We start from the raw sequence: 23,334 nt of genomic DNA on the forward strand, positions 1-23,334 counted from the left end.
CCCTTCGCCCGGCACCGTCACTTCATCGTAAGACCGTATTTCTCATACCGCTTGGCCAAGGTCGGTTCGATCCGCAAAGCCTGCTCGATATCGCGACGGCCTTCTGCGGCTTTGCCGTTCTTCGTCTGGATAATACCACGCAGATACATGCTGGCTGCCATGCCGGGACTTTTCCGAAGCGCGCTTTCGATGTCCTTCAGCGCATCTTCGTCGCGGCCGAGACGGTGGTACATGAGGGCACGGCTATCGAGCACCGCCGGTCCGTAATCGCCAGCCTTCACGGCCCGATCGCAGACCTCGGCGCCCTCGTCGAGATTGTACGACCATGTGGCCATGAACCAGCATTGGGAATTGAGAACGCTTCCATCGCCCGGCCGGTCGGCCTCGACAATTGCGAGCCGTTCCCACGCTTCGTCGGCGCGCGGAGTATTTCCCGCGATTTCAGCGAAGATCATGGCAATGTCGGCTCCGTCGTCACCGCCGAGATCGTATTGGTCCAAAACCTCGAGCGCCTCGGCATCGTGTCCGGCGTTCGCGAGCAACGTCGCATAATAGATCCCGGATGCGAGATCATTGTTCAAGGCGAAGGCAGCTTCGGCGGCCTCCGCCGCCTCTTCATATCGACCCATGCGGGAGAGGATATCGGCCTTCAACTGGTGGGTTTCGGCCGATGCCGATTGATCGATTGCACGTTCGGCGTCCGCGAGCGCGGAGGCGTTATCGCGTGCTGTCATGTGCAGATACGCGCGGAACGCAGGCATTGCAGCCTCATCCTCCGCCATCGCCACCAGAGCGTTCGCTGGAGCGAGCAGGCCCTCTGCCCGCTTCCGCATTTCGGCGTCGCTCAGTTCCCAGCTACGCACGGGATCGGTCAGGCGAAGAACCGGATCCTTGCTAGCCAGCGTTCGCATGGCGGATTTCGCAGGGGCAATATCCTGCGGTGCGATCTCTCCGGGAATGTAACTCGCGAAATCCTTCACGACGATCCGATCGCCGTTCATCTCCAGATCGCGCCAGAAACGCGTTCCCGCAACCACTTGATCCTCGAGATCGGGCTCACCGCGCAATTCGCTCGCCTTCGTCCCATCGGGAAGCAGGTAGGTGACTTCGTATTGCTTGGTCATCGGTCCGCCAAGCGCGTACGGAATTTCGCGCCATGCCGCACGCGAACGATCAGCGTCCAGCTCCCAATTGGTCGAAGCGGTATAGATCGGCAGGCTTGCCATGTTGCGTTCGAGGGCGAACGGTTCGAGCACCAGCCCTTTGGCTTTCAGCGTGCCGATGCCCTTCGCCTGATCGAACCCGAATTCGGCATCGTAAAAGACAGCGTCGATGAAGTTCTCGAAATACTGCTGCGCATAGCCGATGCGGCTGCGCAGTTCGGTTTCGGTCACCTTCGATTGCATCCAGGACGCTAGCGAACCGCGCGTTTCGACGTTGAATTCGACCAGTCCGGGCATATCCACGCCACGGGAATAATCGTACACGATCCACATCGTGCGATCAGGTGTCGACGGCCACCGCTGCTCCAGCTTGACGAGTTCGGCCCCCTTTTCCGCGATTGGAAGGCCGTAGGCGAAGCCCGGAACCTCGTCGATCGTCGCGAGGCGCGCCCCGCTGCTGGTGCCGTCGAGCCAGTAATCCTTTCCTTCGATCGAAGCTCGCACGATCACATGGTCGAACGCGCCGGGCAAAGGTTGCCATCGCGAAACCGAGTCGCCGTTGTCGGTTTTCACCAGAACGGCGTCGGCCTCGATCCCGAGTTCGTGGAGCATGGAGAGGAGCAGCATGCTCTTCGCCTTACAGTCGCCATAGCGCAGCTCCCACGTATCCGCGGGTGTCTGCGGGAGATAATTCCCACCATTCATCCCGTTCATCAGATAGTTGATTTCTTCCTGCACGCTTTGCAGCGCCAGGGCGGCACGTTCCAGATCGTTCGATCCGACCTTCTCGATCCGCGCGACTTCTTTCGCGAGAGGACTGCCCGCAACAATTGTATTCTCGGTCGCATAATGCGGAGCCATGACGGCTGCGACGTCTTCCCAGGTAGAAAAGCTTCCCGCCATCAACATGGGCTGCATCCGAAAGCGGCCCGGGGCGTCCTTAGGCATTTCGTCCTGCTTTACGATGGGCATGCTGACGTCGACGGCGGTAAATCCGTTTTCGGTCACCGGATCGGGCAGGTCCACATCGCCGATGCTGGTAAAGTGAATGTCGCTATCGGCAGGCCACGACATGCGCAGCCGCCCAAAACCCACTCGGCCAGGCTCTTCGAAATACCCCTCGATCGCCTGAACCTCGCCGTCGAGAGCCTGGTCTCGCGTGGTAGTAGTCACAGCGAAGCGAAGGACATCGCCGATTTTTGCGCCCGGCACTTTGACCAGCGCGGTCAGCGCGCCGTCGAGGGATCGCCGCTCCAATTCCGTTTCGCGGCGGATGACTTCCGGCGTGACGCCCTGTGCCAGAAGATCGATCGTCTCGCCGTCGCGCAGGAGTTCGAGCTTGTGAACGATCAGATCGCCTTTGTCCGGCATCCATCCGAGTTGCAGCGTCCCGAACTTGGAAAGCATTTCCGGATTGCGAAGGTCGTAAGCGATGTCGTTATAGCGATGGACGACGCCGTTCTCGAACCTGATCTGCCGATCGTAGATGACCAGTTCTTCCCGGTTCTCCATTGCCGTATCGATATCCGCTGGCACGACCCATGCGGGCGCCGTTTCATAGCGAACATCCTCGCCCGCAAAGGCTGCGGTCGAAACGAGCGCAATAGGCGCAGCGGAAAGAAACACTCTGACGTTCACAGGCAGGTCCTCATCGTTTCCAGCGAAGTTACTTCAAAAGCCGAAGCGAAACAACGTTCTGCCGCTGGAAATAAGCGTTTCGTCGCAGCACGGGACGGCGAACCACCGCTGGCCCTGGGTTACGATGCTTGCGAATTCCCTACCCTTTGCCTAGCGGCGGCCCATTCCACACCCCGACCGTTTGCCCCGAAGGAAAATTCGATGGTCCCTCGCTACGCCCGCCCCGCCATGACCGCGATATGGGAGCCCGAGTCGAAATATCGCATCTGGTTCGAGATCGAAGCGCATGCGACGCAAAAGCTGGGCGAACTCGGCGTGGTGCCGGAAAGCGCGGCGGATGCGCTGTGGAAGTGGTGGGCGACCGAGCCGAAGATCGAAGTGGAGGCGATCGACGCCATCGAAGCGGTCACCAAGCACGATGTGATAGCCTTCTTGACCTGGGTTGCGGAAAACGTCGGGGAAGAAGCGCGGTTCATGCACCAGGGCATGACCAGTTCCGATGTGCTGGACACCACACTTGCCGTTCAGCTCGCTCGGTCGACGGACCTCCTGCTTGAAGACCTTGATGCCCTGCTGGCCGCCATCGAGCGCCGGGCGAAAGAACACAAGTACACACCGACCATCGGGCGCAGCCACGGTATCCATGCGGAACCCGTGACTTTCGGATTGAAGCTAGCGCAGGCCTATGCCGAGTTCGACCGCTGCAAGATGCGCCTTCTCGCCGCGCGCGACGAAATTGCGACCTGCGCCATCAGCGGCGCCGTCGGGACCTTTGCGAATATCGATCCCTCGGTAGAAGAGTATGTTGCGGAAAAGATGGGGTTGAAGCCCGAACCCGTTTCCACCCAGGTCATCCCGCGCGACCGGCACGCGATGTATTTCGCCACGCTCGCGGTGATCGCCGGCAGTATCGAACGGCTCGCCGTCGAAATCCGTCATTTGCAACGCACCGAAGTTCTGGAAGCGGAAGAGTACTTCTCGCCCGGCCAAAAGGGTTCGAGCGCCATGCCCCACAAGCGCAATCCGATCCTGACCGAGAATCTGACCGGTCAGGCGCGCATGATCCGCGCTTATGCCCTACCCGCACTTGAGAACGTGGCGTTGTGGCACGAGCGGGATATCAGCCATTCGAGCGTCGAACGGTTCATCGGACCGGATGCGACCATAACGCTCGATTTCGCGCTCGCACGCCTAACCGGAGTGGTCGATAAACTGCTGGTCTATCCCAAGCGGATGCGGGCGAACATGGACCGGATGGGCGGCCTCATTCATTCGCAGCGCGTCCTGCTAGCCCTGACGCAGAACGGCGTTAGCCGCGAGGATGCATACCGGCTCGTTCAGCGCAATGCGATGAAGGTGTGGGAATCGGACGGCCGCTTACGATTGCTCGATCTTTTAAAGCAGGATGAGGAGGTGATGGCGGCGCTGAGCGAGGCCGAGCTCGAAGACAAGTTCGATCTGGAATATCACTTCAAGCAGGTCGACACCGTTTTCGAACGCGTGTTTCCCTAGGCCGCTTGCCGTGAAGCGGGCTCGCGCCTAGCATTCGTCGGCAACTTTGGTGGGAGCATAAGCAATGCAGATCGTGCGGACGATACTTTGGATCTTGCTGCTGGTGGGCATGCTCGCCTTCTCGTTCGGCAACTGGGACAAGGAAATCGACGTTCGCATCTGGCCCGGCATCGTCTGGGACACGAGGGTGCCGGCGCTCGTCATCGTCGCTTTCCTGATCGGCCTCGTTCCAACCTGGCTTTATCACCGCAGCGTGAGATGGCGCCTCCAGCGCCGCAATTCCGCGCTCGAAGCGGCTACAAGCCGGCTTAATACGCAGCGTGAGGAAGAGGCTGCCGCCGCCCGCCCATCAACTTCGGAACGCTACGCTCCCAGCGAGCATCCGACGCGGCCCGACGAGCCGCGCAGCCCGATCGATCCCGAACCGATCACCCGGCCATGAGCAATCCGGTATTTCTGGCGCTGGATTTGCCGCGGCTGCCGGATGCCGTGACGCTTGCGAACAAGGTTCGCGCGCATATCGGCGGTATCAAGCTGGGGCTGGAATTCTTTTGCGCCCACGGTCACCATGGCGTTCTCGAACTCGCGCACGAAGCGAAGCTGCCTATCTTCCTCGATCTTAAGCTGCACGATATCCCCAATACCGTAGCCGGAGCGATGCGCGCGATCGGTACGCTCGAGCCCTCCATCGTGACCGTTCACGCCAGCGGCGGCAGGGCCATGATGGAAGACGCCAAAGCGGCAGCCGGCGAGCATACCAAGGTGGTCGCAGTGACTACGCTTACCAGCATGGACGAACGCGATCTTACGGCTACGGGCGTCGTTGGCTCTACGCACGACCAGGTGTTGCGCCTTGCGGAACTTGCGGACCGTTCCGGACTGGACGGCATCGTCTGCTCGGGTCAGGAGGTCAAAGCGGTGCACGACCAATGGAGGCACGGCTTTTTCGTGGTTCCGGGACTTCGCCTCGGCGGCGGAAGTCCCGGCGATCAGAAACGCGTAACCACGCCGCGGCAAGCGCGTGACGATGGCGCGAGCGTTCTCGTAATCGGTCGCCCGATCTCCCGCGCCGACGATCCAGCGTCCGCCGCTAGGGAAATCGAAGCGACCCTGTGATGGAGCCTAAAAGACGGACCCGATTGCTCGACCAATCATAATACCGGCTGTAAAAAGCATGACCGCAGCGAAGAAAATTGCCAGGGTAAGCTCGCCGGACGAGCCTTCGCGAATTTTATCTACAAACGTTTTCATACTTTCCGTCTTACCAAACTCGGCATCACTTTTCAAATAGTTGGACTCCAAAGTGCCATCCCCTTCGATCAAGATCTGCGGAATTTCGACACCCCAAAGTCTCGATGCAGCTATCGAAGCGCGCGCGGATTTCGTCGGGTTCGTATTTTTTCCCCCATCCCCCCGCAATGTGGGTACCGCAGAGTCGAGCATGCTTGGCGCACGGGCGGGATCCAAAATTAGACGGGTCGGTCTTTTCGTCGATCCTGACGATAACCTGTTGAGTCATGCCATTGCTGCCGGTTCGCTCGACGCGATCCAGTTGCACGGCTCCGAAAGCCCAAGGCGTACGGCCGAGATACGCGAGAGATACGGCGTTCCTGTATGGAAGGCGATTTCCGTAGCGGCCGCACAGGATGTCGCACGGGCTGAGCAATATCGCGATACTGCTGACCTCATTCTGTTCGATGCCAAAACGCCGAAAGACGCGAACATGCCCGGTGGTATGGGCCTTCGTTTCGATTGGTCGTTGCTGGCACCGTGGGTCGGTCGATCCGGATGGGGGCTTGCAGGAGGGCTGACCACCAGAAATGTACGGGATGCCATCGCGCAGGCAAGGCCCCCGCTGATTGATACGTCGTCGGGCGTGGAAACCGCGCCGGGCATTAAGGATTCCGATCTCATACGAGCATTCTGCACCACCGCCCGTAACGCTTGACGCTTGGGCGAAATCCGCTATGTGCGCGCCTTCGCGAATGGGCCCTGCACCCCGGTGAAGCAGTGGCCGCGCCGACCGACACGGTCTGCGGTGCGATGCCGGGTTGAATGGCTATCGATGGGATAGCTCAGCAAATCGAAGGATACGACTTATGTCGAAGCGCAAAAGCGCCAAGTACAAACTCGACCGCCGGATGGGCGAGAACATCTGGGGTCGCCCGAATTCCCCGGTCAACAAGCGCTCTTACGGGCCCGGCCAGCACGGCCAGCGTCGTAAAGGTAAGATGTCCGACTTCGGACTGCAGCTTCGCGCCAAACAGAAGCTCAAGGGCTATTATGGCGATGTGACCGAGAAGCAGTTTAAGCGCACCTACGCCGAAGCGTCACGCATGAAAGGCGATACCGGCCAGAACCTGATCGGCTTGCTCGAGCAGCGGCTCGACATGGTCGTTTATCGCGCCAAGTTCGCGCCGACGATCTTCGCCGCGCGCCAGATCGTCTCGCACGGCCATATCTATCTCAACGGCGTGAAGACCAATGTGGCTTCGGCCCGTGTTAAGGTCGGCGACGTCGTCAGCCTCGGCAGCAAGGCGAAGGACATGGCGCTGGTCATCGAAGCCCAGAGCCTGCCCGAGCGCGACATTCCCGATTACGTCTCGCCCGATGGCACGGACAAAATCACCTTCACGCGCGTACCGAAGCTCGACGAAGTGCCCTATCCGGTCACGATGGAACCGAACTTGGTCGTCGAGTTCTACTCGCGTTAAGAATTCACGAGTTCTACTCGCGTTAAGAATTCACAAACGAGCAAGAAGGGCGGCGTTCACAACGCCGCCCTTTTTATTACTGTTGTTCAAGAGCCTCGTTTAAAAAGCGGTCGATCTCCAGAAGCATCTCGCTTCGTGCGCGGCTATCACCGAGATCGTGCTGCAAGCCATCGAATTCCGTTAAGCGAACTTGCTTTCCCGCATCGCGAAGGGCTTTTTCCATCAGACGCGAATGGCGCACGTCGACATTCAGATCCAAATCGCCGTGAAATAACGCAACCGGCGCCTTGAAGTTACCGGCGTGCCGACGCGGACTGCCCGCGGCAATATGAGGCCCCTGCCCAAGTTGACGGTCCCGCAATTCGAAACTGGTATAGCGTCGGGCATCGTCACGAAGAAGCTCGAGATCGGTAACCGGCGCAATCGCAACAACCGCCTTAAAGAGGTTTGGATCAATCACCTGTGATTGGAGGGCGGCATATCCGCCGTAAGACCATCCTGCGATCGCAATCTTATTCGGTAAGGCGATCCCTTGCGAGATAAGCCACCTGCCGGCGTCGTTTACGTCGCCAATAGCAGTTTCCCAGGCCTGATATCCGTTGCGTCCGTACCAATCTTCTCCATAGCCAGCCGAACCGCGATAGTTTGGTTGCAAAACCGCATATCCTCTCGCAGCGAAGAACTGTGGCAACCAGTCAAATCCCCATTCGTCGCGGGCGGCGGGCCCCCCGTGGGGAAGTACGACAGCAGGCAAACCTTTCCCGTCAGATCCGGGCGGCAAGGTGAGATATGCAGGGATCCGAGTTCCATCCGAAGCCGTGTAGGTTACAGGCGTCATCTCGCCCATCTCGCGATGAGACAGAAGTTCACGGATCGGCAGTAGCGGTTCGAGTTGCCGTGATGACTTATCGTAAAGGTAAGTCATCCCAGGATCAGTGTCGCTAGACGCTATAAGCAGCAGCTGACTTTCGTCGGCACTCGCACCGACGATATTGACCAGTGGCTTTTCCGGCAAAGCATTGCTTAATCCTCGCGCCAACGCCTGTAGTTCTGGATCGAAATATTCGATGGACCGCTTTTCAGTAGCGTAAGTGGCTCCGACCACGCGCCTTTGTCGCCCGATGTGAATAAGTTGATCAACGTCAACATCGTCGCGCGCCATCACGACTTTGGCCGTCTGAGAACTGTCCAACGGTATTTCAATCGCAGCCTTAAATCCGTCGATTTCGTCGAACCCGTAAGCAACGTTTCGGCCAGCATCAACAGCCACAGGACGGACGTTTCTTGTGACGCCATCGACTTGCACCGAGCCGAACCGGTCCCAGCTTCGCCCTCCGACATCGCGATACATGTAGACGTTTTCACCGGTCAGGTACCCCCGACCATCGGTCAGAGCTCGGACCTTAAGCCGCAGATCGCCGTTTTCATCGGCAACGTAATGAGAGGCATTTTCATCTGGTCGTTCAACTCGGCGACTTTTTCCAGTAACAGTGTCTATGGCATCGACGCCTAACCCGCTGTCCGTGTTCGCTAGATTGGTACCGATGGTTCGTTCCGGGATGTACTCACGCGTAAATAATATCGTGCCTTCGTTCCCTTGAACATCGAGCGCCACGATATCCCCGCCGTCTTGACGGAACGAGAGTTCGCGCAGACTTCGGCCCTGCGATATCAATTTGGGATCGGACCCATCTTCATTTAAAGCGAAAGTACGGCTAAAAGGCAGCAGTAACCCTCCTTCGCCTTCGACCATACCCCAGATTTGGCATACGAGACGGTTTTCCGTAATCCACTCGCAATCGGTTATATCGAGATTTTTCTCGTCATTCCCCGTAACCTGTCGCTCATCGACCTGAGCACCTTTAAATTCAATAACGTTTACGAGTTCGCCGTGTCCACGATTGGAGGATATGTAAGCGATTTTCTTGCCCGACGGAGAGAGGCTAATATCCAAAATCGCACCACGGTCTCCGTAGCGCGCCGCCAGTTCCTCTACGCTTTCTTCCTGGGCAGACAAAGGCGCTGTAATCAAAGCTAACGGTAGAATCAGATAAGAGTGTTTCATATTTCCCCCTACGTTCGCGATCGAGCGGATTGTCTTCCCTTACTCGTCGTCTAGTTTCCGAATTCCGTTTCGATCAAACGGAAAATAAAAGCAACGTTTCGTCGCAATTTCCGCCTCTTAGATGAAACCGGGACAGAGTTTTTCCGTTTGTGCACTGACATGACACAATATCGTTTCATCACTCCTAAGCGACGCGGCAAATGGTATGACAGTTTGCGTGATGCGCAGGCCTTCGCGTGCCGTATCGGTGCGGGATTTCTCGACGCAGCAGGCACCTTTGTCGCCTATCGTGGCACGATCCTGGAGATGCGGCAGAAGGCTGCCGTGTAACAGCTATCTGTGGGCGCGCTTTAGGGCCCACCAGACCATGCCCGCGATCAGTACCGTGATCACGCCGCCCCAGAACCAATAAGGCAGAAGCAGCGCTTGCTCGATCTGCGCGGTGTCCGATAGCTGCGGCACGCCGCCGAGAACGCCCCCCGGACTGAACAGATATCCGAAGTCCCGATAAATGCTGATGCATCCCTGAACGCCGAGGAACTGAACGGCAAAGCGCTGTGTGCCCATGCGTCCGCGGAAGGCGAGCAATAGACAGGCGAGGCCGACGAAAGGTAGGACGAGCCAGCCCACCATGGAGCGCACCCAGACAACCGTGGACAGCAACAATGCACCGGCAAGCACGTAAAGCGCCAGCTTTGTGTTCCTCGCCGTGCGGGAGCTCAGGATCAGCAGGCAGCCGGCGATTGTCGGGCCGAGCAGACCGGCGGCAGAAATCGCGGCGATCGATATCCGCGAGAGAGGGTCCGGCGAAAGATGCAGCGCGTAGCCCGAGCCGTTCGGGAAAATGACGAGCCTTTCGAAACGGTGGCCGAACAGCATCGTGGCAAGGCCGTGGCCCATTTCGTGAAACCATGTCGACAGTATCGTAAAGGGGTAAAGCAGATAGCCGCCATAGGGCGAGTGCCAAAGGATTATAGTGACGACAGCGATAACGATCAGCGTCGTGATCTCTTTACGCGCGCTTTTACCTCCGCCCCAACCCGATCCTTTGTTCCACCTGCTCACTGTGATCCGTCTTTCGACATTCATTCAAGATTGGATACTGAGCGCGCGGATCAAGGTGCGATTTCCGTTCCGTCCCACGCGAAGATGCGACCGGTGGAGTCCGCGTCGCAACCTTCCAAGACTTCGAGCAGCTTTTTTGCGGAATGCTCGCGCGAAAACAGTTTCCCTTCTGGCACATTCTTTTGGAAGGGATCGCTGAGCGCCGTGTCGACCGTGCCGGGATGGAGAGCGATGCAGAACGCATTTTTCTTTTTGCGCTTCAACTCGATCGAAAACGTGCGGATCAGCATGTTGAGCGCCGCCTTGCTCGCACGATAACCATACCATCCGCCTAGCCGGTTGTCGGAGATACTGCCGACCCTCGCCGACAAGGCGGCGAGACCGGCACGCCCGTCATCGCGAAGCAATGGAAGGAAGTGCTTGGCGACCAGAGCGGGCCCCGTTGCGTTGATCGCAAAATTGCGTGCAAGGTGGTCGGCGGAAAGCTGGCGCCAGTCCTTTTCCGGCCCCTCGCCCTGCTCGTGCAAATAGCCGGTTGCGACGAGAATAAGGTCCGGCGCCTTGCCTTTGGCAACCCATGCCGCCGCCGCTTCGATCGATGCCTCGTCCTGAAGGTCGATGTGGCTCTCAGCGTCTTCCGCAGAGCGCGAGAGACGGACGACTTCCGTACCACGCTGCTCCAGCTCATCGGCCAGCGCCTTGCCGATACCGCCCGATGCGCCGATCACAACTGCGTGCTGCCACGTCATTGCGATTGGCCGCCGCAATAATCCCTGCGGAACTGTACCGCGAATTCATCGAACCGCGCCCCCGCAATCGCATCGCGCATAGCCTGCATAAGCTGCTGGTAGAATGCAATATTATGCTCGGTCATCAGCATTGCGCCAAGGATCTCCTGCGACTTCTGGAGGTGATGCAGATAGGCCCGGCTATATATGCTGCAGGTATCACAGGTACACCGGGGGTCCAGCGGCTCCGGGTCCTCGGCAAAACGTGCATTGCGTAGATTGATAGGGCCGTGCCACGTAAAAGCCTGCCCGTTCCGCCCGGAGCGGCTCGGCAAGACACAGTCGAACATGTCAACGCCGCGCTCGACCGCGCCAACCAGATCGTCAGGTTTGCCGACACCCATCAAATAGCGCGGACGGTCCTCGGGCAGCTGGTCGGGTGCAAAATCGAGCGTCGCGAACATCGCGTCCTGCCCCTCGCCTACCGCCAGCCCACCGATCGCATAACCATCAAAGCCGATATCGGTCAGTGCGTTGGCAGAGCGGCGGCGTAACTCTTCGTCAAGCGCGCCCTGCTGAATGCCGAAAAGTGCGGCGTTTGCAGCATGGTCGCCTCCCTTATCGAACGCCTCGCGACTGCGTTTCGCCCAACGCATCGACATTTCCATGCTGGCTGCGATGACATCGCGAGGCTGGTCGGCGCGCGGGCATTCGTCGAACGCCATAACAATATCGCTGCCCAGAAGGCGCTGGATTTCCATCGAGCGTTCCGGGGTCAGCATGTGTTTCGAGCCGTCGATATGGCTGCGAAATTCGACTCCCTCTTCGGTCAACTTGCGCAAGTCGGACAGGCTCATCACCTGATAACCGCCGCTGTCGGTCAGGATCGGGCGCTCCCAGTTCATGAAGCGATGCAGCCCGCCAAGCCGCGCGACCCGCTCCGCCCCCGGCCGCAGCATAAGATGATAGGTGTTGCCCAGAATGATGTCCGCACCGGTCTTGTGGACGGTTTCCGGCTTCATCGCCTTGACTGTCGCGGCCGTGCCCACTGGCATGAAGGCCGGTGTGCGGATGGTCCCCCGCCGCATCTTAATCTCGCCGGTACGCGCTTTCCCGTCACGCGCATGGATATGGAAAGCGAAGCGCTCTTTCGTCACGGTCAGAAACCGTAAACGAGAGTGAAACGTGTCAACGTATCGGCGGAAACGGCGCCGACTGGCGGATTGCTGTCGTAATCGACTTGATATGACAGACGCGAGCGCAAGCTGTCAGTCACCTTGAAATCCAGTCCCGTCACCAAGTTGAGCGTGGTGTTCGAACTGTCGACGATTACGAGTGCCTGCCCCCCGGTCTCGGCAACGGCATTGGCCGACTGGTTCAACGAGAGCCGCTCGAAAACCTGCCAATCGAAGTCCAATCCAGCGAGCGCGGCGAGGCGGCTTTCGCTTGGCTGATCGATATAGTCGGTGACGCGGTAAGCCGGCCCGGCCTTTACCGACAAAGACAGACCTTCGCGGTCGATCGCCGTGTAGCCGAGACCTCCGGAGATTGCATAACGTCCTTTGAATCCCTGTATCGTGTCACGTTCGTATTGCGCGAGCCCATAGGCGAACCAGTCGTCGGCGAATTCCCAGCGCGGCTCGTACGCGGCAAGGACCTGTTCGCGGCTCGTCGTGCCGTTCTGCCGCTGGTAATCGCCCCGTAGCCGCAACCGGTGACTCCAGGCGAGCCCTTCGCGTTTCAGCGCGAGCGAGGCTGAAGCGCCAACGCTGTCGGTGTTGCCGGCCGAGTGGAAACCGCCGAGTTCGCCCTCGCCGCTCCAGAGATCGAAGAAACCTGCCTCGCGTATTTCCGCTTCGCGAATGCGGCTGGCTTCCGCATCGCGAAGGGCCAGCATCTCGCTCCATTTCTGCTGTAGCGCATCGATTTCCGCGGTGTCGTCGGGATAGGTCGTGCGGGCGAGTTCCACGACCGTCTTGACCTTCGCATCGTCACCGGTCTCGATGGCAGCAGCAATCATCTCCCTGACCCCGATCGGAAGTTCTGCGCTTGCGGGAATAGCAGTGAGGAACGCGCTAGCAGCGATTAAAAACCGAAAGAAGGAAGAGCGAAAAACCATGGCGTAGCGGGTAGCGAAATTATGGAGGCATTTAAAGAAGCGGGGAATTAAGCGCAGTGCCGCTCACGCCCTCAGACGCCATCCCGTTTTGAAAATGAGCGTGACGATGGTCACGCAAACGACAAGGAAACCGACCGTAATTCCGAAGCTTACCCATATGTTCACGTCGCTCTGACCGTAGAAGGTCCAGCGAAGTCCACTCACGAGGTAGACGATTGGGTTGGCCAGTGCGACGGTGTCCCACGGCTTTGGCAGCATGTCGATCGAATAGAAGGTCCCGCCGAGGAAGGTCAGCGGCGTCAGGAACAGCAAGGGTATGATGCCGAGCTTTTCGAAATTGTCCGCCCAAATTCCGAGAATGAAACCGAACAGGCTGAAGCTGGCGGCGACGAGGATGATGAATAGGACGGCCAGCACCGGATGGACGATAGTATAATCAACGAACAGGCGCGCCGTCAGCAGGATGATGGCGGCGAGGATCAGGCTCTTGGTCGCCGCGGCGCCGACGAAGCCGATGAGCGTCTCCGCCACGCCGACCGGAGCCGAGAGCAATTCGTAGATCGTACCGGTGAACCGCGGCATGTAGATGCCGAAGCTCGAATTGTTGGTAGTCTCTCCAAGCAGGGTGAGCATCAGCAGGCCGGGAATAATGAAAGCGCCGTAGTCTACCCCGTCGAGATCGGGCATCTCGCTGCCGATCGCCGCTCCGAAGACAATGAAGTACAGCGCCGTGGTGATGACCGGAGCGAGGACGGACTGGAACGCGGTCCGCAGGAAACGCATCAGCTCGCGCGTATAGATCGCCCAAGTCGAACGCCAGCCGATCATCCCGCCTCCTCCTCGCCGAGCAGACTTACGAAGATATCCTCGAGGCTGCTTTCGCGAATGTCGATGCCGGTATAGTCGATGCCTTCGGCCAGCAGTGCTTTGGTCAAGGCTGCAACGTCCTGCTTACCTTTGCCTGCGCCGTCGCCCCCGCGATAGCAGAGCGAGCTACCGTTTTGCTCGAGTTCGACGGGATAGCGGGCTATACTTGGCGGGATTTGCGATAGCGGCGCCGCCAAAGCAATATGCGCCTCGGTTCGTCCGAGCCGCGCCATCATGGCGTCTTTCTCGTCCACCATCACGATCTTCCCGCCGCGGATAATACCGACGCGGTCGGCCATTTCCTCGGCTTCCTCGATGTAATGCGTGGTGAGAATGATGGTGACGCCGCGGCTGCGCATTTCGTCGATGATGCGCCACATGCCTTTGCGCAGTTCCACGTCGACTCCGGCGGTGGGCTCGTCGAGGAACAGCAGGTCGGGTTCGTGCGCCAACGCCTTCGCGATTAAAACGCGGCGCTTCATTCCGCCCGAAAGCGCCATGATCCGCTCGTCGCGCTTGTCCCACAGGCTCAGGCTGCGCAGCACCTCCTCGATTCGATCCTTGTCCGGGGCCAGTCCGAACAGGCCGCGCGAATAGCTGACCGCACGCATCACCGGTTCGAACATATCGGTGCTGAGTTCCTGCGGCACGAGGCCGATCCGAGCACGGGCCTTACGCCAATCCTTCGCCATGTCGTGCCCGAATGCGCGGATCGTCCCGGAGGTTGGCGTGACCATGCCGCACACCGCACCGATCAGCGTGGTCTTGCCCGCCCCGTTCGGCCCGAGCAACGCGAATATCTCGCCCTTGCGGATCGTCAGATTGACATCGTCCAGCGCCTTCAGCCCGCCGGAATAGACCTTGGACAGTCCATCGAGTTCGAGGATCGGCTCCAAGTCCGGTCTACTCGCCGAGCTTCTGCATCATCGCGGGATCGATGTACTTGGCATACGCGATAAGCGCCTCCATGGCCTTGGGATCGCGCAACAATTCCTGCATCGCCATCTGACCGAGCATTCCGCTCGCGGCCTGGATGCCGGCGGCGTCACGCCCTTTTATCAGCGTCGCCATCTGTTCGCGGCAGTCTTCCGCCATGAGGCGGGTGAACGTTTCGGCCATTTCGCGATCGATACGATCCTTCACCTCCGGATCGACGGTAACAATCTCCTGCATGGCGGGCGACATGGCCATGCTCGCCCCCATCCATTGCGCGATGAGAATACGATCTTCGCCGTTCGATTTACCGACAAGGCACTGCCCCAGCTTGAGCGAGGCTTCGTTCGGCGTCGCGATCTGGGCCGACGCCTGTGCAGGAGCGAAGGCGGCGAACGCGCAGGCCGCGGCAAGTATGACTGACTTCATGATATTCCCCCCTCAAGGCAGCAAAAGGCTCGAATCGCCATAGCTATAGAAGCGATATTTCTCCGCGATAGCGTGCGCGTACGCGTCGTGCATCCGTTCACGCCCCATGAGCGCACTCACCAGCATGAACAGCGTTGATTTCGGCAGATGGAAATTCGTCATCAGGCCGTCGATCGCACGGAAGTGATAACCGGGGGTAATGAAGATGTCGGTATCCCCCTCGAATGCCGCGATGATCCCACATTCGTCCGCAGCGCTTTCGAGAAGGCGGAGGCTTGTCGTACCGACGGAGATGATCCGCCCGCCTGCCGCTCTCGCCCGGTTGAGCCTCTCCGCCGTCGACGTATCGATCCGACCCCATTCGAAATGCATCGCATGATCGTCGGTATCTTCCGCCTTTACGGGCAAGAAAGTGCCGGCGCCGACATGAAGCGTTAGCGTTTCCCGCCCGATCCCCGCCTCGTCCAACGCCGCGATGAGTTCCGGTGTGAAATGCAGGGCGGCAGTGGGTGCGGCGACGGCACCATCCTCGCGCGCGAACATCGTCTGGTAATCTTCGCGGTCCTGCTCGTCCGTCGCGCGCTTGCCGGCGATATAGGGTGGCAGGGGCATCCGTCCTGCTCGCTCGAGGAGGAGTTCCACCGGTTCGTCGCCTTCGAACGCGAGGACGAGGCTGCCATCCGGCAATCGTCGCTCTGCAATCGCGCTGACGCCGCCGCCGAATTCGATCCGGTCCTTCTCCCTTACGCGCTTGGCATTGCGAATGAACGCCTGCCACCGGCGAAGGTCCACCCGTTTGTGAAGCGTCGCCCCGATTTTCGCCTCCCCCCGCCTGCCTTCAAGCTGCGCGGGAATGACGCGGGTATCGTTGAACACCAGAACATCGCCGCTCTGCAGGCAACCCGGCAAATCGGCGACGGTACGATCTTGGAAACCGCTCTGCTCCTGGACGATAAGCATCCGCGCCGCGTCACGTGGACGGGCGGGCCGCAGCGCAATACGCTCCGGCGGCAGTTCGAAATCGAAAAGGTCGACCTTCATGCGAGCGCGCCTAGCAGAGCTTGCGCGCAACGGGGAGTATCAGCCGATGGGGGCGTTCAGATCGTCCACCGTCATCTCGCGCTGCGGCTGCGGCGCAGTCACGGCGGGAACGGGCCTGTTATCGCTGGCGATCGAGGCCTGGACGATCCGCGTCGGATCGGCAGGCGGTTCGCCGCGATTGATTGCATCCACCGCATCCATGCCAGCGATTACGCGGCCGAAATTGGTGTAGCGCTTATCGAGGCTGAACCGCGGATAGAATACGATGAAGAACTGGCTGTTCGCGCTATCTTCGCTGGCTGCGCGTGCCATGGCAACCGTGCCGCGGACATGCGGCATGGGATTGAACTCTTCGGCAAGATCGGGAAGCGAGGAGCCGCCCTGCCCAGTGCCGGTGGGATCGCCGGTCTGCGCCATGAACCCGTCGATCACGCGGTGAAAAATGATCCCGTCGTAAAAACCTTGGCGGGTCAGCTGCTTGATGCGTTCGACATGATTGGGTGCCCAGCTCGGCATCAACCGGATTGCGACCCGCTGGCCGTTCGACAGATCGAGAAGCAGCACATTCTCGCGGTCCGATGCCACATCGTAATTGATAGGAGCGTAGGTCGGCCGGACCGTTTCGACGGTCTCGGCGTCCTGCGCCATGGCGGCTATCGGCGCCGTGACCGCAAGGGCGGCAGCGGCTAGGGCGAGCGAAGACTTCAGCATGGTAATCCCGTCGATATATCTTGAATGACGGGCGCGATAGCTTGGCCGCGCTGTCCGTTCAATGAATAGCTGGTGGCGGCTCAATAGTCGCCGAGCCGCCCTTTTTCCTTGACCCGCGCAACGACATCGTCGCGCACCGAACCGCTGACGAACGGGGTGATGTCACCGCCGAACAAGGCGATTTCCTTCACGAGCCTAGAAGCGATCGGCTGAAGAGATACATCAGCCATCAAGAACACCGTCTCGATATCATCATCGAGCTGCTGGTTCATTCCAGCCATCTGATATTCGTATTCGAAATCGGCCACTGCACGCAGTCCGCGAATGAGCACATTCGCGCCCATCTTCCGCGCGAACTTGACCAGAAGAGCGTTAAAGCCGACCACTTCGACATTATTTAGCCCCATCGCCGCAATCTCGCGCTCCACCATCGCGAAACGCTCGTCGGTCGTGAACATGGGATTTTTCGATGGATTTGTCGTCACACCGACGATCAGCCGGTCCACCAGCCTAGCCCCGCGCCGCATGATGTCCACATGACCGAGCGTGATCGGATCGAAGGTACCGGGATAAATTCCGATGCGTTCCGCCATCAGTGGTCTCTCTTCACGACGAAATGAGCCAGATCGATCAGCACCTGCGCATCCTTTCCATAGCCTGCCACATGTCGGCTCGCTTGATCCACCAGCGCTTCCGCTTGTTGCCGCGCGGCTTCGCGGCCCATGAGGGTAACGAAGGTCTGCTTGCCCTGCTCCTCGTCCTTCCGCAGCGCTTTGCCGGCCTTTTCCTCATCGCCTTCGACGTCGAGGAGATCGTCGGCGATCTGGAACGCTAGACCGACATCCCGGGCATAGGCGCGCAGCGGAGTGCGACCTCCGGGCGGAACCTTGCCGAGGATCGCGCCCAGTTCGACGCTGGCGGCAAGTAGCGCGCCGGTCTTCAATTGCTGGAGCCGGGTGACCTGGCGAAGGTCGTATTCGCGCGTTTCGGAGACGATATCCATCATCTGGCCGCCCGCCATGCCTTCGTGGCCGCTCGCTTTCGCCAGCGTGGCGACGAGCTCGGAGCGAACGAACGGGTCGGAACTGGTGCCCGGCATAGTGAGAATGTCGAAGGCGAGCGCGTGCAGACAATCGCCTGCCAGCACCGCCGTCGCCTCGTCGAACGCCCTATGCACCGTTGGCTTGCCATGGCGCATGTCGTCGTTGTCCATGCAAGGCAGATCGTCATGGATGAGCGAGTAGGAGTGGATCGCCTCCACCGCGCAGCCCGCATTCACCGCTGCATCGCGGTCGACCCCGAACAGGCCGGCGGTTGCGCATACGAGCAGCGGGCGCACGCGTTTGCCGCCGCCGATCGCGGCATAACGCATCGCCTCGACCAGTCGCGCGCGCGCGCCTTCGGGCACGGGCAGGAAGGCATCGAACGCTGCATCGATCTCACGCTGGATACGCTCGAACGCTTCGGCAAGCTTAGGTGGCATGGCTTCAGACACTGGCGCAGAGCCGTCAGTTCGCAGAATCGAAAGGAACGGTGCCGGTCGGCTTGCCATCCGCATCCTGCACGATCTTCTCGATCCGAGCCTGCGCCGCGTCGAGCCGCTTCTGGCACGCCTTTCGCAATTCCTCACCCCGTTCGTACAGCGCGATGCTTTCGTCGAGCGGCACGTCGCCGCTCTCGAGCCTGCGAACGACCGTCTCGAGCGCGCGCAACGCGTCCTCGAAACTCATGTCGGCGATCGGCGTGTCGGGTCCCTGATCCATCGCTAGCGAGCATTGACGCTGCATCGCGGTGCGGTCAAGAATAGCGGACGGGAGGTTTATGAAGATGTCCACCGGCACGCGCGAGAAGCGGCTTTGTTCATAGGCCATTTCGCGCCTGCCTTCGCCGTACGCGCGATCAGCGACGATGCTCCAAAGCTTGGCGTCCTCTTCGTCGCGGCTCAACTGGTCGATTGGGCGTTTTTCCTGTTCGTCCTGCTCGGCGTGGAACAGATGCGGATCGTCCCGGGCATCACGGCGATGAACCCGCTCGACTTCTTCGATTATCCGATCACCCACAGTTTGCTTGGGACGGCGGCATGGGCCGCCGGTTTCGCAATACTAGTCTTCGCGCTGTCCCGAAATGCAATCGGCGCAGTGCTCGCAGGGGGTGTGGTCATGTCGCACTGGCTGCTCGACTGGATTTCGCATCGCCCCGACCTCACCCTGATGGGGACCGGTGAACATTACGGCCTCGGCCTGTGGAACCATCCCGCCGCCGCAATCTTGATAGAACTGGCCATTACGCTCGGCGCATTCGCGCTATACCTGAAGCGCACCAAGGGTCCGATCGTACCGGCCTATCTGCTGATGGCGGTCCTGCTTATCGCGCAGGGGGTCAACTGGTTCCGTCCGCCGCCGGCAACCGTTGACGGAGAATTCATCGCGACCGGCCTTGCCGCCTTCGCCGTCATCACCCTTCTCGCCGTATGGGTGGGTTCGTCGCGGTGGCATAAACGCGAAGTCGGACTGGCAGTGGCGAGCCCGCCCCGCTAAAGGGCGGCGCATGAGCGAAATCACCCCCGACGTCGTCGCCCAGCACGGCCTTTCCGAAGACGAATACGAGCGCGTGTTGAACGCATTAGGCCGTGAGCCGAACCTCGTCGAACTCGGCATCTTCTCGGTCATGTGGTCGGAGCACTGCAGCTACAAGTCCTCGCGACTGCACCTGAAGAAACTGCCGACCGAGGCGGAGTGGGTAATTTGTGGCCCGGGCGAGAATGCCGGCGTGATCGACATCGGTGACGGGCAAGCTGCCATCTTCAAGATGGAGAGCCACAACCATCCGTCGTATATCGAACCCTATCAAGGTGCGGCTACAGGCGTCGGCGGCATCCTTCGCGACGTGTTCACCATGGGTGCGCGACCGATTGCCAATGCCAACGCGTTGCGCTTCGGTAGACCCGATCATCCGAAGATGAAGCATCTGGTGCAAGGCGTGGTGGCCGGGATCGGGGGCTACGGCAATTGCGTCGGCGTGCCGACCGTCGCGGGCGAGACAAATTTCGACCCCGCCTATGATGGAAACATCCTCGTCAATGCGATGACAGTCGGCGTAGCCGATGCTGATAAGATTTTCTATTCCGCTGCGACCGGGGTGGGGAACCCCATCGTCTATGTCGGCAGTAAGACCGGCCGCGACGGCATTCACGGAGCCACGATGGCTAGCGCCGATTTCGGCGAGGACGCGGAAGAGAAGCGCCCCACCGTCCAAGTCGGCGATCCCTTTACCGAAAAGCTGCTGATCGAAGCCTGCCTCGAACTGATGGCCACGGACGCCATCGTCGCGATCCAGGATATGGGCGCGGCGGGCCTCACCTCCTCCAGCGTCGAAATGGCGACCAACGGAAAGGCGGGCATCCGGCTCGACATGGACAAGGTGCCATGTCGCGAAGAAGGCATGACGCCCTACGAGATGATGCTCAGCGAAAGCCAGGAGCGGATGCTCATGGTGCTGAAGCCCGGACGTGAGGCGGAAGCAGAAGCGATTTTCCGCAAGTGGGAGCTGGATTTTGCCGTAATTGGCGAGGTTACCGACACCCGGCACATGGTACTCGAATTCGGCGGCGACGTGGTATGCGACATTCCGCTCGGGCCGTTGGCGGCGGACGCCCCGGAATATGACCGGCCCTATCTTTCGCAGGACGAATACAAGGAATGGGCGAAGATCGAGCCGCTCGGCGACGTGCCGGAGACGACCGACATCGCGGGCGATCTGCTCAAGCTGATGGCCTCCCCCGCCCTTGCCTCGCGCCGCTGGATTTGGGAACAGTACGACAGCCAGGTCGGGGCAGATACCTTGCAGACCGGCGGCGATGCAGGCGTGGTCCGCGTTCATGGTACCGGCAAGGCATTGGCGATCACGACCGACTGCACCCCGCGCTACGTCTACGCCGACCCCTACGAGGGCGGGAAGCAGGCGATTGCGGAGGCGTATCGCAATCTCTGCGCGGTCGGAGCACGTCCCCTTGCGGTGACCAATTGCCTCAATTTCGCCAATCCGCAGCGGCCCGAAATCATGGCGCAGTTGGTCCACGCGCTCGACGGCATGGGTGAGGCATGCCGCGCCTTGGACTTCCCGATCGTGAGCGGGAACGTCTCGCTCTATAACGAGAGCAAGGCGACAGGTGGCGGATCGGCTATCCTTCCGACACCGGCGATCGGCGGAGTCGGCCTGATCGACGATTATACGAGAGTGGCGCGGATAGACCTGCGCGATGATATGAAGATTTTGCTTTTGGGTGAACCGATGCAGATGCTCGGGCAGAGCCTGTGGCTGCGTGAAATCCACGGTCGCACCGACGGCATTCCGCCGCGCGTCTTCCTCAACGAAGAGCGCAAGCACGGCGAGTTCGTGCGCGACCTGATTGCGAATGGCGAGGTCGACGTGGTCCACGACGTATCGGACGGCGGCGTCTTGATCGCGCTCACCGAGATGGCGCTGGCGGGCGGCATCGGGGTCGAAGTGCTCGGCAGGCCGGACATCAATCGCTGCTTCGGAGAACCGCAGGGGCATTACCTGATCGCCGTGCCGTCGGGTCAGGAAATCGCGCTGCACGATGCGGCGATGGCCAAGGGAATGAGTTGCGAGATCATTGCGAATTCCGGCGGCGATGCCGTGCGGGGCGAAGATTGGTCGGTATCTCTCGCCGAGTTGCGCGAGGCCAACGATCGCTTCTTCCGCGATTGGATGGAGGGGTAACTTACAGCGGAATATACCGCTTGTCCTGTAAGCGAAACCTTATGGAACGACCTTACCCTGCCCTCCCCATCCTGACCGAAAGCGAGCGTATCGCCCAAGCTTCTCATGCTTTCGAGCGCCTCGCGACCCGCCGCTCCTGCCGCGCGTTCGCCGATGCGCCGGTCCCTCGCGAAATCATAGAATACGCCATCCGAGCTGCCGGTACCGCGCCAAGCGGCGCGAACCATCAACCTTGGCATTTCGCCGCGATTAGCTCGCTCGAAACCAAACGCACCATCCGCCATACAGCCGAGGCGGAGGAGCGGCGCTTTTACGGCGACGATATGACCGCCGCGAAAGCCAGTGACGAATGGCTGAGCGCGCTCGACCCTCTCGGCACCGATGCGTCCAAGCCGTTTCTCGAAACCGCGCCATGGCTCATCGTCTGCTTCGCGCAGCGCAAGGGCGGGATCGACGAGGATGGAACAACGCAAAACTATTACGTCAACGAAAGCGTCGGCATCGCCTGCGGCCTCCTTCTCGCAACCTTGCATGAGGCAGGTCTGGCCACGCTAACGCATACGCCGAGCCCGATGGGGTTCTTGCGCGAGATTTGCGGGCGGCCCGACACGGAAAAGCCCCTGATGATTATCGTTGCTGGACACGCCGCCAAAGGGGCGACGGTGCCGGACCACGCTATGCGCAAAAAGCCGCTCGAACGAATTGCGAGCTGGCTCTAAGCGGTCAGGCGGCTTCCGCCTGCTCCTGTACCGGTGCGAGAAGGTCGTAAGGATCGATCCCCTCTTCACGCCAGATGCGGTGGCATTCATTGTACCAGGTCGGTTCGGGAATACCGAGTTCGGCGCGCGCATCCTCCAACTGCATCGACAGCAGCAGCTTGATCGGCAGACGCAGCAACATCGGGCAGTCCTTGCCAGTCTGATGCGCCTGGCGCACCGCCTTGATAACGGGCGCCTTCGATTTGTGCAGCTTGCGGATATGATGCGCGCCTGCGTAGCCGATAAGTAGATGGCCGTGGCTCGGCTGCTGCCCGTGCGTGAATAGCAGCACACACTGTTCGCCGAGCCCGTCACGCCCGTACCCGGTGAGGATGTGCAGCAGATCGTGCGTATCGCGGCTGCGGTTGGCATACCACTGGATCAAATCATTGTATTTCGGCCGACCGAGCTTTTCGGCTTCAGCGACAAGACCGGCGGCGGACAAGCCTTCCCGCTCCATGAAGTCGCAGTAAGCGTGGGCCACGCTGCCTTCGGGATACTGGCGAAGGGTTTCATGATCATCGAGAATCGTCGGCAGATAAGGTTCGTCGCGCCGCAATTGTTCGCCTTCGGGCGACAGCGTCACACGGCGCACGCGGTCCTCGAAATCCTTGGCCGGCAGGGACTCGAAAATCTTGAAGACGTGGCTCGTTTCTTCCTTGTCCTTCAAGAGATCGCGGAAATGCCCATAGGCCTTAGGCAGACTGTATTTCAATCGCCCGCGCGCGGGATCGCGCAGCGGGGTACCGTCGCTCGCGGCTTCGATACCGGTTTGGGGCAATGTCTGTTCGCGCATGATTCGGGTCTCGCTCGGCTGATTGGTCGCCACTACTTACATTGATGTAAAT

At 60.0% G+C, this 23,334-nt stretch carries 25 protein-coding genes; 9 read left to right on the forward strand and 16 right to left on the reverse strand.

Annotated elements, in window-relative coordinates; translation table 11 throughout:
• Positions 1-17 precede the first annotated feature (17 nt).
• Positions 18-2,801, reverse strand: a complete 2,784-nt coding sequence (locus tag E3U23_RS04240; protein WP_279349956.1) for a DUF3857 domain-containing protein — start codon at positions 2,799-2,801, stop codon at positions 18-20.
• A 201-nt stretch (positions 2,802-3,002) separates the two neighbouring features.
• Between E3U23_RS04240 and purB the strand changes: the two genes are divergently transcribed.
• The 3 genes from purB to pyrF all read left to right on the forward strand — a co-directional run bounded on the left by purB (position 3,003) and on the right by pyrF (position 5,429).
• Positions 3,003-4,313, forward strand: coding sequence for an adenylosuccinate lyase (purB, locus tag E3U23_RS04245; protein WP_279349957.1), 1,311 nt, complete (start codon positions 3,003-3,005; stop codon positions 4,311-4,313).
• A 64-nt stretch (positions 4,314-4,377) separates the two neighbouring features.
• A complete protein-coding gene (locus E3U23_RS04250; RefSeq protein ID WP_279349958.1) occupies positions 4,378-4,755 on the forward strand; it encodes a hypothetical protein in 378 nt (125 codons plus the stop codon).
• Complete coding sequence (pyrF, locus tag E3U23_RS04255) at positions 4,752-5,429, forward strand: orotidine-5'-phosphate decarboxylase (RefSeq protein ID WP_279349959.1); 678 nt, start codon at positions 4,752-4,754, stop codon at positions 5,427-5,429. Before E3U23_RS04250 ends, pyrF begins: the two co-directional genes overlap by 4 nt.
• Positions 5,430-5,435: 6 nt before the next feature.
• On the opposite strand, the gene E3U23_RS04260 is transcribed toward pyrF, so the two are convergent.
• Complete coding sequence (locus tag E3U23_RS04260; protein ID WP_279350266.1) at positions 5,436-5,756, reverse strand: hypothetical protein; 321 nt, start codon at positions 5,754-5,756, stop codon at positions 5,436-5,438.
• Here E3U23_RS04260 and E3U23_RS04265 point away from each other — a divergent pair.
• Together E3U23_RS04265 and rpsD are read left to right on the forward strand one after the other, a co-directional pair.
• Entirely contained in the window at positions 5,677-6,261 is a 585-nt protein-coding gene (locus E3U23_RS04265; protein ID WP_347710011.1) for a phosphoribosylanthranilate isomerase, read from the forward strand. The genes E3U23_RS04260 and E3U23_RS04265 overlap by 80 nt on opposite strands.
• Positions 6,262-6,412: 151 nt before the next feature.
• Complete coding sequence (rpsD, locus tag E3U23_RS04270; protein WP_279349960.1) at positions 6,413-7,027, forward strand: 30S ribosomal protein S4; 615 nt, start codon at positions 6,413-6,415, stop codon at positions 7,025-7,027.
• Positions 7,028-7,103: 76 nt separating this feature from the next.
• Here rpsD and E3U23_RS04275 read toward each other — a convergent pair whose 3' ends face one another.
• Positions 7,104-9,092 carry an alpha/beta hydrolase family protein gene (locus tag E3U23_RS04275; protein WP_279349961.1) on the reverse strand — a complete coding sequence of 663 codons (1,989 nt, stop codon included), beginning with the start codon at positions 9,090-9,092 and terminating at the stop codon, positions 7,104-7,106.
• 159 nt (positions 9,093-9,251) lie between these two features.
• On the opposite strand from E3U23_RS04275, the gene E3U23_RS04280 reads away from it, so the two are divergent.
• The gene (locus tag E3U23_RS04280) at positions 9,252-9,422 is read left to right on the forward strand and encodes a hypothetical protein (protein ID WP_279349962.1); all 171 of its coding nucleotides are present in this window, start codon (positions 9,252-9,254) and stop codon (positions 9,420-9,422) included.
• Between the two features lie 3 nt (positions 9,423-9,425).
• On the opposite strand, the gene E3U23_RS04285 is transcribed toward E3U23_RS04280, so the two are convergent.
• The 12 genes from E3U23_RS04285 to E3U23_RS04340 all read right to left on the reverse strand — a co-directional run bounded on the left by E3U23_RS04285 (position 9,426) and on the right by E3U23_RS04340 (position 18,748).
• A complete protein-coding gene (locus E3U23_RS04285) occupies positions 9,426-10,157 on the reverse strand; it encodes a M50 family metallopeptidase (RefSeq protein WP_279349963.1) in 732 nt (243 codons plus the stop codon).
• Positions 10,158-10,207: 50 nt separating this feature from the next.
• Entirely contained in the window at positions 10,208-10,906 is a 699-nt protein-coding gene (locus E3U23_RS04290) for an SDR family NAD(P)-dependent oxidoreductase (RefSeq protein WP_279349964.1), read from the reverse strand.
• The gene (gene tgt, locus E3U23_RS04295; RefSeq protein ID WP_279349965.1) at positions 10,903-12,042 is read right to left on the reverse strand and encodes a tRNA guanosine(34) transglycosylase Tgt; all 1,140 of its coding nucleotides are present in this window, start codon (positions 12,040-12,042) and stop codon (positions 10,903-10,905) included. Before tgt ends, E3U23_RS04290 begins: the two co-directional genes overlap by 4 nt.
• 2 nt (positions 12,043-12,044) lie before the next feature.
• On the reverse strand, positions 12,045-12,905 hold the full coding sequence (locus E3U23_RS04300) for a DUF481 domain-containing protein (RefSeq protein ID WP_279349966.1): 861 nt from the start codon (positions 12,903-12,905) through the stop codon (positions 12,045-12,047).
• 162 nt (positions 12,906-13,067) lie between these two features.
• Positions 13,068-13,832, reverse strand: a complete 765-nt coding sequence (locus E3U23_RS04305) for an ABC transporter permease (RefSeq protein ID WP_279349967.1) — start codon at positions 13,830-13,832, stop codon at positions 13,068-13,070.
• Positions 13,829-14,767, reverse strand: coding sequence for an ABC transporter ATP-binding protein (locus tag E3U23_RS04310; RefSeq protein WP_279349968.1), 939 nt, complete (start codon positions 14,765-14,767; stop codon positions 13,829-13,831). The genes E3U23_RS04305 and E3U23_RS04310 overlap by 4 nt, the downstream gene beginning before the upstream one ends.
• Positions 14,768-14,774: 7 nt before the next feature.
• A complete protein-coding gene (locus tag E3U23_RS04315; protein ID WP_279349970.1) occupies positions 14,775-15,233 on the reverse strand; it encodes a hypothetical protein in 459 nt (152 codons plus the stop codon).
• Between the two features lie 12 nt (positions 15,234-15,245).
• Positions 15,246-16,274 (reverse strand): tRNA preQ1(34) S-adenosylmethionine ribosyltransferase-isomerase QueA, encoded by a 1,029-nt coding sequence (queA, locus tag E3U23_RS04320; protein WP_279349971.1) that lies wholly within the window; start codon positions 16,272-16,274, stop codon positions 15,246-15,248.
• Between the two features lie 39 nt (positions 16,275-16,313).
• On the reverse strand, positions 16,314-16,985 hold the full coding sequence (locus E3U23_RS04325; RefSeq protein WP_279349972.1) for a peptidylprolyl isomerase: 672 nt from the start codon (positions 16,983-16,985) through the stop codon (positions 16,314-16,316).
• A gap of 80 nt (positions 16,986-17,065) precedes the next feature.
• Entirely contained in the window at positions 17,066-17,578 is a 513-nt protein-coding gene (coaD, locus tag E3U23_RS04330; RefSeq protein WP_279349973.1) for a pantetheine-phosphate adenylyltransferase, read from the reverse strand.
• Complete coding sequence (locus tag E3U23_RS04335) at positions 17,578-18,468, reverse strand: polyprenyl synthetase family protein (RefSeq protein WP_279349974.1); 891 nt, start codon at positions 18,466-18,468, stop codon at positions 17,578-17,580. The genes coaD and E3U23_RS04335 overlap by 1 nt, the downstream gene beginning before the upstream one ends.
• A 25-nt stretch (positions 18,469-18,493) precedes the next feature.
• Complete coding sequence (locus tag E3U23_RS04340) at positions 18,494-18,748, reverse strand: exodeoxyribonuclease VII small subunit (RefSeq protein WP_279350250.1); 255 nt, start codon at positions 18,746-18,748, stop codon at positions 18,494-18,496.
• A 93-nt stretch (positions 18,749-18,841) separates the two neighbouring features.
• Between E3U23_RS04340 and E3U23_RS04345 the strand changes: the two genes are divergently transcribed.
• From E3U23_RS04345 to E3U23_RS04355, 3 genes are read left to right on the forward strand one after another with little or no spacing between them, the layout of a single operon-like run.
• Positions 18,842-19,522: a hypothetical protein gene (locus E3U23_RS04345; RefSeq protein WP_279349975.1), complete on the forward strand. Its 681-nt coding sequence runs from the start codon at positions 18,842-18,844 to the stop codon at positions 19,520-19,522.
• A gap of 10 nt (positions 19,523-19,532) precedes the next feature.
• Positions 19,533-21,728 carry a phosphoribosylformylglycinamidine synthase subunit PurL gene (gene purL / locus E3U23_RS04350; protein ID WP_279349976.1) on the forward strand — a complete coding sequence of 732 codons (2,196 nt, stop codon included), beginning with the start codon at positions 19,533-19,535 and terminating at the stop codon, positions 21,726-21,728.
• Positions 21,729-21,769: 41 nt separating this feature from the next.
• A complete protein-coding gene (locus tag E3U23_RS04355; RefSeq protein ID WP_279349977.1) occupies positions 21,770-22,447 on the forward strand; it encodes a nitroreductase family protein in 678 nt (225 codons plus the stop codon).
• Between the two features lie 4 nt (positions 22,448-22,451).
• Here E3U23_RS04355 and E3U23_RS04360 read toward each other — a convergent pair whose 3' ends face one another.
• Positions 22,452-23,282 (reverse strand): Coq4 family protein, encoded by an 831-nt coding sequence (locus E3U23_RS04360; protein WP_279349978.1) that lies wholly within the window; start codon positions 23,280-23,282, stop codon positions 22,452-22,454.
• Positions 23,283-23,334: the final 52 nt, after the last annotated feature.

This window comes from Erythrobacter litoralis (assembly GCF_029760855.1).
Classification (GTDB): domain Bacteria; phylum Pseudomonadota; class Alphaproteobacteria; order Sphingomonadales; family Sphingomonadaceae; genus Qipengyuania; species Qipengyuania litoralis_A.

Coding starts and splice junctions, on each gene's coding strand:
- purB (WP_279349957.1), top strand. CDS start 3,003: ATGGTCCCTCGCTACGCCCGCCCCGCCATGACCGCGATATGGGAGCCC.
- E3U23_RS04250 (WP_279349958.1), top strand. CDS start 4,378: ATGCAGATCGTGCGGACGATACTTTGGATCTTGCTGCTGGTGGGCATG.
- pyrF (WP_279349959.1), top strand. CDS start 4,752: ATGAGCAATCCGGTATTTCTGGCGCTGGATTTGCCGCGGCTGCCGGAT.
- E3U23_RS04260 (WP_279350266.1), bottom strand. CDS start 5,756: ATGCTCGACTCTGCGGTACCCACATTGCGGGGGGATGGGGGAAAAAAT.
- rpsD (WP_279349960.1), top strand. CDS start 6,413: ATGTCGAAGCGCAAAAGCGCCAAGTACAAACTCGACCGCCGGATGGGC.
- E3U23_RS04275 (WP_279349961.1), bottom strand. CDS start 9,092: ATGAAACACTCTTATCTGATTCTACCGTTAGCTTTGATTACAGCGCCT.
- E3U23_RS04280 (WP_279349962.1), top strand. CDS start 9,252: ATGACACAATATCGTTTCATCACTCCTAAGCGACGCGGCAAATGGTAT.
- E3U23_RS04290 (WP_279349964.1), bottom strand. CDS start 10,906: ATGACGTGGCAGCACGCAGTTGTGATCGGCGCATCGGGCGGTATCGGC.
- E3U23_RS04300 (WP_279349966.1), bottom strand. CDS start 12,905: ATGATTGCTGCTGCCATCGAGACCGGTGACGATGCGAAGGTCAAGACG.
- E3U23_RS04305 (WP_279349967.1), bottom strand. CDS start 13,832: ATGATCGGCTGGCGTTCGACTTGGGCGATCTATACGCGCGAGCTGATG.
- E3U23_RS04315 (WP_279349970.1), bottom strand. CDS start 15,233: ATGAAGTCAGTCATACTTGCCGCGGCCTGCGCGTTCGCCGCCTTCGCT.
- queA (WP_279349971.1), bottom strand. CDS start 16,274: ATGAAGGTCGACCTTTTCGATTTCGAACTGCCGCCGGAGCGTATTGCG.
- E3U23_RS04325 (WP_279349972.1), bottom strand. CDS start 16,985: ATGCTGAAGTCTTCGCTCGCCCTAGCCGCTGCCGCCCTTGCGGTCACG.
- coaD (WP_279349973.1), bottom strand. CDS start 17,578: ATGGCGGAACGCATCGGAATTTATCCCGGTACCTTCGATCCGATCACG.
- E3U23_RS04335 (WP_279349974.1), bottom strand. CDS start 18,468: ATGCCACCTAAGCTTGCCGAAGCGTTCGAGCGTATCCAGCGTGAGATC.
- E3U23_RS04340 (WP_279350250.1), bottom strand. CDS start 18,748: ATGGATCAGGGACCCGACACGCCGATCGCCGACATGAGTTTCGAGGAC.
- purL (WP_279349976.1), top strand. CDS start 19,533: ATGAGCGAAATCACCCCCGACGTCGTCGCCCAGCACGGCCTTTCCGAA.
- E3U23_RS04355 (WP_279349977.1), top strand. CDS start 21,770: ATGGAACGACCTTACCCTGCCCTCCCCATCCTGACCGAAAGCGAGCGT.
- E3U23_RS04360 (WP_279349978.1), bottom strand. CDS start 23,282: ATGCGCGAACAGACATTGCCCCAAACCGGTATCGAAGCCGCGAGCGAC.